This window comes from Nocardioides cavernaquae, assembly GCF_003600895.1.
Taxonomy (GTDB): domain Bacteria; phylum Actinomycetota; class Actinomycetes; order Propionibacteriales; family Nocardioidaceae; genus Nocardioides; species Nocardioides cavernaquae.
Genome location: NZ_QYRP01000002.1, coordinates 3209752 through 3221511, shown reverse-complemented (window position 1 = coordinate 3221511; position 11760 = coordinate 3209752). Strand labels below are relative to the sequence as shown.

The following is an 11760-nucleotide window of genomic DNA, read 5'->3' as shown; positions in this document are numbered from 1 at the left end:
GGTCAGACGGGGACGAGCTCGACGGCGCCGACGGCGTAGCGCGCGAGGACCGTGCGGGCCAGCTCCGGGTGGGCGCCCAGGGGCTCGGAGACCGCGACGGCACCGGCCTCGACAGCCAGCTCGGTGGCCCGGTCGACCAGCGAGCCCGGCGCGAGGAACAGCGAGGCGACCGCGATGTGGCGGCGGCCCTCGTTGCGGAACGCGCGGACGGCTTCACCGGTGGCCGGGGGAGTCGAGGACGCGTAGGCAGCCTTGACCGGAAGCTTGTGGTGCGAGCCCCAGACGCGGGCAAGGCGGCCGACGGCCTGGTTGGAGAGCGGGTCCGACGAACCGGCGGCGGCGAGGACGAGGGCGTCCAGCTCGCGACATCGGGCTGCCGCCAGGGCCTCCCGCATGCGCTGGTCGAGCACTTCGAGGAACGACAGCTCGTGACCGAGGATCGCCGTGGCCCGGATCTGAAGGGCGGGGTGGCGCGCAGCCTGCTCCGCAACGGCCGACGGCACGTCGACGCGAGCGTGGTAGGCCTCGCTGAGCAGCAGGGGCACGACGACGATCTCGTCGAAACCGGCCTTGACCAGGCGGTCAACCACGGTGGTGAACGACGGGCGCGACCGATCGAGGAACGCGGCCTCGATGCGGAGATCGGGGCGCAGGGCCCGGACCTCGCCGACGAGGGCGTTGATCGTTGCGGCGGACCGCGGATCACGGCTTCCGTGAGCCAGGGCAACCAGTGCGGGTGCAGCCATCGTGCGGTCTCCCTTCAGCGTGCATGGGGAACGGGGATTCGGTGCGAGGAGCGACAACGCTGTCGTTCGGTCGAGCGTGCGGTGTTGAGTTGTGGTGCAGTCCCGAGAGCTTGAGATCTGTGGGTGGGCGACGGATTACGAGTGGATGCCGCACTCCGTCTTGTTCTGGCCGGCCCAGCGCCCGCTGCGCGGGTCGTCGCCCGGCTTGACCCGCGAGGTGCACGGCCAGCAGCCGATCGAGGGGTAGTCGTCGTAGACGAGCGGGTTGACCAGCACGTTGTTCTCGGCGATGTAGGCCTCGACCTGCTCGTCGGTCCAGCGTGCGATGGGGGAGACCTTGACCTTCCCCTTCTTGGCGTCCCAGCCGACGACGGGAGCGATGACGCGGTTGTGCGTCTCGGCCCGGCGCAGGCCGGTGGCCCACGCGTCGTACCCGTCGAGGGAGGTGGCGAGCGGTGCGACCTTGCGCAGGGCGCAGCACTTGTCGGGGTCGCGCTTGTAGAGGTCGGGGCCGTATTCAGCGTCCTGCTCGGCAACGGTCTGCTTGGGCAGGATGGTGATCAGGTTGACCGGCATCGTGTGCTTGACCGCGTCAGCAGTGCCGAGCGTCTCGGCGAAGTGGTAGCCGGTGTCGAGGAAGACCACGTCGATGCCGGGCACGACCTTGGAGGCGAGGTGTGCGAGCACCGCGTCGCCCATCGAGGACGTGATGCAGAAGCGCTCGCCGAAGGTGGCCGCAGCCCACTCGATGATGTGCTCGGCGGGAGCGAGCTCGAGCTCGGCACCGACGTGGGACACGATCTCGCGGAGCTGCTCCGGGGTGCGTCCCGCGATCTCCGAGCCGCGGTTGACGCGCGCGGCGCGCGTGGTGGCGGACGTCATGAGGGGATCTCCGATCCATGGGCGGACCCGCCGGGTCCGTTTGGTCGGATCATTCCCAGCAGGGTGACAGTGAACGCCCGGAGGCACGAGCGGCATTCCCACTCGCCAGCCTCCGCGGAGTGGGGACGCAGGTCCACATCTCCGCAGAAGGGGCAGTGATAGATCTCCGCTGCCCGGGGGGTCCTTGTCGTGGTCATGGTGAGGGCTCTCAGCGGAGCTGGGCCTCGTCGGCGCGCTGGACCCAGGTCTGGAACGACTCGGCCGGCTCGCGCTCGGCCAGGAAGTTCTCGACGATCTTGGTGACGTAGTCGTCGAGGCCCTTGCTGGTGACCTTGTGGGCGCGCAGCTTGCGGCTGAAGTTGGCACCGAGACCGAGGCCGCCACCGAGGTGGACCTGGTAGCCCTCGACCTGGTTGCCGTCCTCGTCGAGGACCAGCTGGCCCTTGAGGCCGATGTCCGCGACCTGCGTGCGGGCGCAGGCGTTGGGGCAGCCGTTGAGGTTGATCGAGATCGGGGTGTCGAGCTCGGGGAAGCGCTTCTCCAGCTCGGCGATCAGGTCGGTCGCGCGCTGCTTGGTCTCGACGATCGCGAGCTTGCAGTACTCGATGCCGGTGCAGGCCATCGTGCGGCGGCGCCAGTTGGAGGGAGCCGAGGTGAGGCCGATGGCCTCCAGGTCGGCGGCGAAGGCGTCGGTGTCCTTCGCCTCGACACCGAGCACGACCAGCTTCTGGTACGCCGTGAGGCGGGCACCGAGGGCGCCGTACTTCGCGACGAGGTCGCCGAGGGCGACAAGCATGTCGCCGTTGACCCGGCCGACGATCGGGGCGGCGCCGATGAAGAACTTGCCGTCCTTCTGCTCGTGCACGCCGATGTGGTCACCCTGGTGCTCGGGGACCTCGGGGGAGGCCAGCGAGACCAGCTCACGCTTGAGGTACTTGACCTCGAGGACTTCACGGAACTTGTCGACGCCCCAGTCAGCGACGAGGAACTTCAGGCGGGCACGCGAGCGCAGGCGGCGGTAGCCGTAGTCACGGAAGATGCCGGCGACGCCTTCCCAGACGTCCGGGACCTCGGCGAGCGGGATCCAGACGCCGAGCTTCGCGGCGAGGTGCGGGTTGGTCGAGAGACCGCCACCGACCCAGACGTCGAAGCCGGGGCCGAGCTCGGGGTGCACGGTGCCGACGAACGCGACGTCGTTGACCTCGGGGGCCACGTCGTGGCTCGGGTGGCCGGTGAGCGCGGTCTTGAACTTGCGCGGGAAGTTGGAGAAGTCGGGGTTGTTGATCGCGCGACGCTTGATCTCCTCGAGCGCCGAGGTGCCGTCGATGATCTCGTCCTTGGCGATGCCGGCGACCGGCGAGCCGAGGAACGGGCGCGGCGAGTCGCCGCAGGCCTCGATCGTGGACAGGCCAGCGCCTTCGAGGCGCTCCCAGATCGCGGGGACCGACTCGACCTCGATCCAGTGGTACTGGATGTTGTTGCGGTCGGTGATGTCCGCGGTGCCGCGGGCGTAGGCCTGCGAGACCTCGCCGAGCGCGCGGAGCTTCTCGGCGTCGAGGATCGCGCCGTCGGTGCGGACCCGCATCATGAAGAAGCGGTCGTCCAGCTCCTCCTCCTCGAGGGTGGCGGTCTTGCCGCCGTCGAAGCCCGGAGCGCGCTGGGTGTAGAGACCCATCCAGCGGAAGCGACCACGCAGGTCGGCCGGGTCGATCGAGTCGAAGCCCTTCTTGGAGTACGTGCCCAGGATGCGACCCCGCACGTTGAGCGGGTTGTCGTCCTTCTTGGACTGCTCGTTCTTGTTGAGCGGCTCGCGGTATCCGAGCTCCCACTGGCCCTCGCCTCGCTTGGGGCGCGGGATCTCCACCTTCACGGTGGCGGTGGGCTGGTCGTTCATCGATGTCCTAACGGCATGGGAAGACACGCAATTCCGCGACCGAGTCTCATTGTTCGGACACGCCTCCCACAAGTTGAAATCTCATGATGTGGATGCAAGGTCCGCAATTCGAGACATCGCGCGGCCATTTCACGTTCACCGGGGCGTGGCGATGTGACCTACTCGTCATTGGGCCCGTCCTGTCGCTCGAGCTTCCCGATGCGGCGCGCGGCACGCCGGGTCATTACGCTGTGCGCCATGACCGACCTCTCTGCCGCTCAGACTGCAGCTCTCGCCAGCTCCGCGTACTCCCAGGCCCTCGAGGTGATTGCGTCGGTCGAGCCGCGCATCGCCGCGGCCACCCGCCAGGAGCTCGCGGACCAGCGCGCGTCGCTGAAGCTGATCGCCTCCGAGAACTACGCCTCGCCGGCGGTCCTGCTGACGATGGGCACCTGGTTCTCGGACAAGTACGCCGAGGGCACGGTCGGTCACCGCTTCTACGCCGGCTGCCAGAACGTCGACACCGTCGAGTCGCTCGCCGCCGAGCACGCCAAGGAGCTCTTCGGCGCCGAGTACGCCTACGCGCAGCCGCACTCCGGCATCGACGCCAACCTCACGGCGTACTGGGCGATCCTGGCGCAGCGCGTCGAGGGCCCGTGGCTCGAGAACGTCGGCGTCAAGAACATGAACGACCTCTCCGACGCCGACTGGGAGAAGCTTCGCCACGAGCTCGGCAACCAGCGCCTGCTCGGCATGAGCCTCGACTCCGGCGGTCACCTGACCCACGGCTTCCGCCCGAACATCTCCGGCAAGATGTTCCACCAGCAGCAGTACGGCACCGACCCGGTCACCGGCCTGCTCGACTACGACGCCCTGCGCGCCAAGGCCAAGGAGTTCAAGCCGCTGATCCTGGTGGCCGGCTACTCGGCGTACCCGCGTCGCGTGAACTTCGCCAAGATGCGCGAGATCGCTGACGAGGTCGGCGCCACGCTCATGGTCGACATGGCGCACTTCGCCGGTCTGGTCGCGGGCAAGGTGTTCCAGGGCGAGGAGAACCCCGTCCCCTACGCCGACGTCGTCACCACCACGACCCACAAGTCGCTGCGTGGCCCGCGTGGTGGTCTGATCCTCGCCACCAAGGAGTACGCCGGCAACGTCGACCGCGGTTGTCCGATGGTCCTCGGTGGCCCGCTGTCGCACGTGATGGCTGCCAAGGCCGTCGCGCTGGCCGAGGCCAAGACCGAGTCGTTCCAGACCTACGCGCAGAACGTCGCCGACAACGCCAAGCACCTCGCCGAGGGCTTCCTGACCCGCGGGGCGAAGCTGGTCACCGGCGGCACCGACAACCACCTGGTGCTGCTCGACGTCACCTCCTTCGGCCTCACCGGCCGCCAGGCCGAGCAGGCGCTGCTCGACGCCGGCGTCGTCACCAACCGCAACTCGGTCCCGCAGGACCCGAACGGTGCCTGGTACACCTCCGGCATCCGCTTCGGCACCCCGGCGCTCACCACCCGCGGCTTCGGCAAGGACGAGTTCGACACGGTGGCCGAGCTGGTCGTCGACGTCCTGAACAACACCAAGCCCAACGCGACCAAGGACGGCGGCGTCTCCAAGGCGACCTACACCCTGGCCGACGGCATCGCGGACAAGACCAAGGCTGCCTCGGCGGACATGCTCGACAAGCACCCGCTCTACCCCGGTCTCGTTCTTTCCTGAGACAACCCTCATGTTCGGCTCGACCGGGCCGGTGCGCAGGACTAGTTTCAACCGCATGACTTCCTCGCGCGCCGGCCTGGTGGCCGAACCCGGCGACCTCATCGATGTCGCCAATCTCGTCACCCGCTACTACACGGAGACGCCCGACCCGGACAACGTCGACCAGCAGGTCGCGTTCGGCACCAGCGGACACCGTGGCTCGTCGCTGAAGACGTCGTTCAACGAGCAGCACATCGCGGCGATCACGCAGGCGATCTGCGAGTACCGCGCCGAGCAGGGTTTCACCGGCCCGCTCTTCATCGGCCGCGACACGCACGCGCTCTCCGAGCCGGCGTGGGCGACGGCGCTCGAGGTGCTGGTCGCCAACGACGTGACCGTGCTGGTCGATGACCGCGACGGCTACACGCCGACGCCCGCGGTCTCGCACGCGATCATCCGCGCCAACGCCGGCAAGTCCCTCGACGGGCCCGGCCTGGCCGACGGCATCGTGGTCACGCCGTCGCACAACCCGCCCGCGGACGGCGGCTTCAAGTACAACCCGCCCCACGGCGGCCCTGCGGACTCCGACGCCACGTCGGTGATCGCACGCCGCGCCAACGAGCTGATCCGCGCCGGCCTCGACGGCGTACGCCGCGTCCCCTTCGCCCGCGCGCGGGCTGCCGCGGCGGCGTACGACTTCATGGGGACGTACGTCGACGACCTGCCGTCGGTGCTCGACATCGACCGCGTGCGTGACGCGGGCATCCGCATCGGCGCCGACCCGCTCGGAGGCGCGAGCGTCGCCTACTGGGCCGCGATCGCGGAGCGGCACAAGCTCGACCTGACGGTGGTGAACCCGCTGGTCGACGCGACCTGGCGCTTCATGACGCTCGACTGGGACGAGAAGATCCGCATGGACTGCTCCTCGCCCTCGGCGATGGCCTCCCTGATCGCGCAGAAGGACCGCTTCGACATCGCGACCGGCAACGACGCCGACGCCGACCGCCACGGCATCGTCACTCCCGACGGCGGGCTGATGAACCCCAACCACTTCCTGGCAGTGGCGATCGGCTACCTCTTCGGTGGCGCTCGTCCCGACTGGCCGGCCGCGGCGCGCATCGGCAAGACGCTGGTCTCGTCCTCGATGATCGACCGGGTGGCCGCCGACCTCGGCAAGCCGCTGGTCGAGGTGCCGGTCGGGTTCAAGTGGTTCGTGCCAGGTCTGGTCGACGGGAGCTTCGGCTTCGGTGGCGAGGAGTCGGCGGGTGCGTCGTTCCTGCGCCGCGACGGCTCGACGTGGACGACCGACAAGGACGGGATCCTCCTTGCCCTGTTGGCTTCCGAGATCCTCGCAGCCACGGGTTCGACGCCCAGCCAGCTCTATGCGGGCCTCGTAGACCTCCATGGCGCACCGGCCTATGCGCGCGTCGACGCACCCGCCAACCGTGAGCAGAAGGCCAAGCTCGCCGCGCTCTCGCCGGCGGACGTCACCGCGACCGAGCTGGCGGGGGAGCCGATCACCGCGCGCCTCACCGAGGCTCCGGGCAACGGTGAGGCCATCGGTGGGCTCAAGGTCACCACCGAGTCGGCCTGGTTCGCTGCCCGCCCGTCGGGCACCGAGGACGTCTACAAGATCTACGCCGAGTCGTTCCGGGGACCGGAGCACCTCGCCCGGGTTCAGGCCGAGGCTCGCGAGGTCGTGTCCGCAGCCCTGGGCTGATGGCCGCACAGGTGTGTTGCCCGTGCCGGGCCACGATCCCGGCTCAGCGCCAGGTGTAGGCGACCTCGGGTCGGCCGCTCCCGCCGTAGCGGGGTGAGCGCTCGACGGAGCCCGTGTCCGCGAGGTGCTCGAGGTAGCGCCGGGCGGTGACGCGGGAGGCGCCGATCGCCTCAGCGACCTCGGTGGCGGAAAGACCCGACTCAGCGGCACGGAGGACGGCGGTCACCTGGCGCAGCGACTCGGGGGACATCCCCTTGGGGAGCGGTGCATTGGTGCCGCGCGCGTGCAGCGCGCCGAGCATCGAGTCGACCTCGTCCTGCGCCACGTCGCCGACGCTCGCCGTCAGCTGCGCCCGGTACGCCGCGTACTGCTCGAGCTTGGCCCGGAACGTCGGCCAGGTGAACGGCTTGAGGAGGTACTGCACCACGCCTTGCGCGACTGCGGCACGCACCACGTCGACGTCGCGCGCGGAGGTCACTGCGATGACGTCGCACAGGTGACCCGCTGCCCGGAGGCGCTGCAGCAGGCCGAGTCCGTGGCCGTCGGGCAGGTGCATGTCGAGCAGCACCAGCTGGACGTCAGGATCGGCGGTCAGGTGGCGCAGCGCCTCGGCGGCCGACCGGGCGACCCCGGCGACGGCGAAGCCCTCCATCCTCTCCACGTACGCCGCGTGGGCGCGGGCCGCGACTTCCTCGTCCTCGACGACGAGCACCCGGATCGTCATGCGGTCCCTCCGATCGAGACCCGGAAGCACGCCCCGCCCAGGTCGGACCCGGAGACGGCAATGTCCCCGCCGTGGCGGCGTACGGTCTGGGCGACCAGGGCCAGCCCCACGCCTCGCCCGGAGGTCGCCTTGGTCGACCAACCCCGTTCCAGGACCTTCTCCGCGTCGCCGGGGGCGATGCCCGGTCCGCTGTCCTCGACGACGACGGTGAGTTGGCCGGGGCCACCCTCGAGCAGCACCCGCACCCGCCGGGAGTCAGCACCGGAGACTGCCTCGAGCGCGTTGTCCACGAGATTGCCGACGACGGTGAGCAGCTCACGGGCGGCCAGGGGGAGCGACGAACCCGACACCTCGCCGGAGATCTCGAGCGCGATGCCCCGCTCCGCGGCGTCCGCGGTCTTGCCGAGCAGCAGCGCCGCCAGCACGGGCTCCTGCACGGACGCGGTGAGCCGGTCGGCCAGCAGCTGCGCCACCTGGAGCTCCTCGGTGGCGAAGTCGAGCGCCTCGTCGGGCTGCCCCATCTCGATCAGGGAGACCACGGCGTGCAGCCGGTTGGCGGCCTCGTGGTTCTGCGCACGCAGCGAGTCGGTGAGGCCGCGGACCAGGTCGAGCTCGCCGGTGACGTCCTGCAGCTCGGTGCGGTCGCGCAGGGTGACGACGGAGCCGACGGTGTGCCCCTCCCAGACCGCGGGCGACGAGCTGACCACCAGCACGTGCTCGTCGGTCACGTAGATGTCGTCGGCGGCTGCGCGTTCGCCGACGGCCGCACGGCTCAGCGCCGGCGGCAGCCCGAGCGAGTGCACGGAGCGACCGATCACGTCGTCGGGGAGGGCGAGCAGTCGGCGGGCCTCGTCGTTGACCAGCTGCACGCGATCGCTGGTGTCGAGGAGCAGGAGCCCCTCGCGCACCGCGTGCAGGACCGCGTCGTAGTACTCGTACATGCGGGTGATCTCGCCGGCCTCCAGGCCGTGGGTCTGGCGTCGCAGGCGTCGGCTCATCAGCAGCGCCCCGACTGCGCCGAGGGCAAGGACTGCCGAGCCCACCAGGCCGAGCCGCAGGATCTCGCGGAGGACGTCCTGCTGGATGTGCTCGAGCGTGATGCCGCTCGAGACCAGCGCGACGACCGCCCCGTCGTCCGTCACGGGCACCACGGCGCGCACCGACGGCCCGAGCGTGCCGGTGTACTCCTGGGTGAAGATCTCGCCATCCGGCGCACCTCCGAGATCGCCGACGAACGGCTTGCCGATCTGGCTCACGTCGGGGTGCGTGAACCGCGTGCGGTCGAGCTCCATGACGACGATGAAGTCAGTGCCGGTGTCGAGGCGGACGTCCTCGGCGTACGGCTGGAGGACGCGCGTCGGGTCCGGGTCACGCAGCGCGGAGCGGACCGCGGGGGAGTCGGCCACCGCCTCGGCGACGGCCACGGCCCGGCTGGTCGCCTGCGTGCGGGCATCCTGCCGCGCGTCGTACGCCGCGAACCCGAGCGCCGCGGCGACCAGGAGCACCACGAGCAGGAGTTGCAGAAGGAAGATCTGCCGGGCGACGGAGTGGTCGCGGCGGAGCCAGCGCATGTTCGCGATTCTGCCCCACCCGGCGCGGACCCTGCGGCGTGGCCGCGTCGCCCCGCCGTGAACTCTGTGAACGCAAGGGTGACGACGGTCACATGTCCGAACAGCATGAGTTCGTCGGGACGGTCCCGAAACCGCTGGAGGAATCATGAGCAGCACCACTGGTCAGGCAGGCGCACCCGTTCGCCGCAAGGACCGCACCCACTACCTCTACCTGGCCGTGATCGCGGCCGTGGCGCTCGGCATCCTGGTCGGCGCCGTGGCGCCGGCGTTCGCCGTCGAGCTCAAGCCGCTCGGCCAGGCCTTCGTCGGCCTGATCAAGATGATGATCCAGCCGGTCATCTTCTGCACGATCGTCCTCGGAGTCGGCTCGGTCCGCAGCGCGGCCAAGGTCGGCAAGGTCGGCGGCCTCGCACTCGGCTACTTCCTCACGATGTCGACGGTCGCGCTCGGCATCGGCCTGCTCGTCGGCAACGTCCTCAACCCCGGTGACGGGCTGCAGATCACCCCGGCGACCGCTGAGGCCGGCAGTGCCCAGGCGGCTGGCGCACACGCCACCACGGCCGAGTTCCTGCTCGGCATCATCCCGACCTCGATGCTCTCCGGCATCACCTCCGGCGAGGTGCTGCAGACCCTGCTCGTCGCGCTGCTGGTCGGCTTCGCCCTGCAGGCCATGGGCACCTCGGGTGAGCCGATCCTCAAGGGAGTCGGTCACGTGCAGCGCCTGGTCTTCCGCGTGCTGTCGATGATCATGTGGGCCGCCCCGGTGGGAGCGTTCGGTGCCATCGCTGCCGTCGTCGGCGAGACCGGCCTCGGCGCGCTGCAGAGCCTCGCCGTCCTGATGCTCGGCTTCTACATCACCTGCGCGCTCTTCGTCTTCGTCATCCTCGGCTCGCTGCTCCGCATCGCTGCGGGGGTCAACATCTTCAGCCTGCTGCGCTACCTCGGTCGCGAGTTCCTGCTGATCGTCTCCACCTCGTCGTCCGAGTCGGCCCTGCCGCGCCTGATCGCGAAGATGGAGCACGCCGGCATCGACCGCCCGACCGTCGGCGTCGTGGTCCCGACCGGCTACTCGTTCAACCTCGACGGCACGGCGATCTACCTGACGATGGCCTCGCTCTTCATCGCCTCGGCCATGGGCGACCCGCTGTCGATCGGCGAGCAGGTCTCGCTGCTGCTCTTCATGATGATCGCCTCCAAGGGCGCGGCCGGTGTCACCGGCGCCGGCATGGCCACCCTCGCCGGCGGCCTCAGCTCGCACCGTCCGGAGCTGCTCGACGGCGTCGGCCTCATCGTCGGCATCGACCGGTTCATGTCCGAGGCCCGCGCGCTGACGAACTTCGCCGGCAACGCGGTGGCCACCGTCCTGGTCGCCGGATGGACCGGCGGCATCGACCGGCCCCAGCTCGACCGCGCGCTCTCGGGTGCCGACCCGTTCGACGAGACGACGATGGTCGACGACCACGGTCCGGATGGAGCGGTGGAGCCGGTGGAGCCGGTTGTGGCGGTCGTCCCGGAGCCGCGGACCGTCCCCGTCTGACGGCGTACGACGAGCTGCGACACCAGGGCGGAGCCCACGGTGATCTAGCAGCGTGACCGCTTGCGGGCGGGTCGGTGCACCTCAAGTGCCCGGCCCGCTCGCTACGGTGACCCCATGACCCGGGACGCGCTGCTCTCCATGCTGCGCCGGGTCCTTCACCCGCTCTGGCGGCTGATCACCGCAACCGTCGCCTCCTGCATGCGCTGGCGCGTCACCGGCCTCGCGGCGGAGGCGGCGTTCTTCGCCGTGCTCTCGATGCCGCCGCTGATCTTCGCGCTCACCGGTGCGATCGGTTACTTCACCGAGCGCTTCACTCCCGGGCAGATCGAGGAGATCCGGACCGCGACGCTCGACCTTGCCGGGCGCGCGATGACCGAGAGCGCGGTGCGCAACGTCATCGAGCCGACGTTCGACACGGTCATCGAGGGTGGCCGCCTCGACGTTATCTCGATCGGATTCGTCCTGGCCCTGTGGTCGGGCAGCCGCGCGCTCAACGTCTTCGTCGACACCATCACGATCATGCACGGACTCGGTGGGCACCGGGGGATCGTGCAGACCCGGGCGCTCTCGTTCGGGCTCTACGTGCTCGGCCTGCTCACCGGCATGGTGACGATCCCGTTGCTCGTCGCCGGGCCGACCCTGGTGAACCGGTGGATCCCCGATCGCATCGAGTTCCTCGAGGACCTCTACTGGCCCGTCGTACTCCTGCTCTGCGTCTGCTTCCTCGCGACGCTCTACCACGTGTCGGTGCCGGTCAGGACTGCGTGGCGCTACAACCTGCCGGGTGCCTGCTTCACGCTCCTGACCTGGGTGGTCGGCTCCTGGGTGCTCCGCTGGGTGCTGACCGCGACCGCGGGTGAGTCGACCTCGGTCTACGGTCCGCTCTCCGCGCCGATCACCGTTCTGCTCTGGCTCTACATCGTTTCCATCGCCGTCCTCATCGGCGCCGCACTCAATGCGTCGGTCGACACCGTGTGGCCGCGGCTTTCGAACCGCTCCGTGCCAGACTGAC

The 11760-nt window shown here is 69.8% G+C and carries 9 protein-coding genes; 4 read left to right on the top strand and 5 right to left on the bottom strand.

Annotated elements, in window-relative coordinates:
* Positions 1-2: 2 nt before the first annotated feature.
* The 3 genes from D4739_RS15530 to D4739_RS15515 all read right to left on the bottom strand — a co-directional run bounded on the left by D4739_RS15530 (position 3) and on the right by D4739_RS15515 (position 3522).
* Positions 3-746: a sirohydrochlorin chelatase gene (locus tag D4739_RS15530; RefSeq protein WP_120061449.1), complete on the bottom strand. Its 744-nt coding sequence runs from the start codon at positions 744-746 to the stop codon at positions 3-5.
* 135 nt (positions 747-881) lie between these two features.
* Positions 882-1628 (bottom strand): phosphoadenylyl-sulfate reductase, encoded by a 747-nt coding sequence (locus D4739_RS15525; protein WP_120061448.1) that lies wholly within the window; start codon positions 1626-1628, stop codon positions 882-884.
* A 208-nt stretch (positions 1629-1836) separates the two neighbouring features.
* Positions 1837-3522 (bottom strand): nitrite/sulfite reductase, encoded by a 1686-nt coding sequence (locus D4739_RS15515; protein ID WP_120061446.1) that lies wholly within the window; start codon positions 3520-3522, stop codon positions 1837-1839.
* 237 nt (positions 3523-3759) lie between these two features.
* On the opposite strand from D4739_RS15515, the gene D4739_RS15510 reads away from it, so the two are divergent.
* Together D4739_RS15510 and pgm are read left to right on the top strand one after the other, a co-directional pair.
* Positions 3760-5217, top strand: a complete 1458-nt coding sequence (locus D4739_RS15510) for a glycine hydroxymethyltransferase (protein ID WP_220699313.1) — start codon at positions 3760-3762, stop codon at positions 5215-5217.
* A 55-nt stretch (positions 5218-5272) separates the two neighbouring features.
* Positions 5273-6916: a phosphoglucomutase (alpha-D-glucose-1,6-bisphosphate-dependent) gene (gene pgm / locus D4739_RS15505; protein WP_120061445.1), complete on the top strand. Its 1644-nt coding sequence runs from the start codon at positions 5273-5275 to the stop codon at positions 6914-6916.
* 43 nt (positions 6917-6959) lie between these two features.
* Here pgm and D4739_RS15500 read toward each other — a convergent pair whose 3' ends face one another.
* Entirely contained in the window at positions 6960-7640 is a 681-nt protein-coding gene (locus D4739_RS15500; RefSeq protein ID WP_120061444.1) for a response regulator, read from the bottom strand.
* Entirely contained in the window at positions 7637-9211 is a 1575-nt protein-coding gene (locus D4739_RS15495) for a sensor histidine kinase (RefSeq protein ID WP_120061443.1), read from the bottom strand. The genes D4739_RS15500 and D4739_RS15495 overlap by 4 nt, the downstream gene beginning before the upstream one ends.
* A 145-nt stretch (positions 9212-9356) precedes the next feature.
* Between D4739_RS15495 and D4739_RS15490 the strand changes: the two genes are divergently transcribed.
* Positions 9357-10748, top strand: a complete 1392-nt coding sequence (locus D4739_RS15490; protein ID WP_120061442.1) for a cation:dicarboxylate symporter family transporter — start codon at positions 9357-9359, stop codon at positions 10746-10748.
* Positions 10749-10862: 114 nt separating this feature from the next.
* Positions 10863-11759 carry a YihY/virulence factor BrkB family protein gene (locus D4739_RS15485; protein ID WP_120061441.1) on the top strand — a complete coding sequence of 299 codons (897 nt, stop codon included), beginning with the start codon at positions 10863-10865 and terminating at the stop codon, positions 11757-11759.
* The last annotated feature ends 1 nt before the right edge of the window (position 11760 follow it).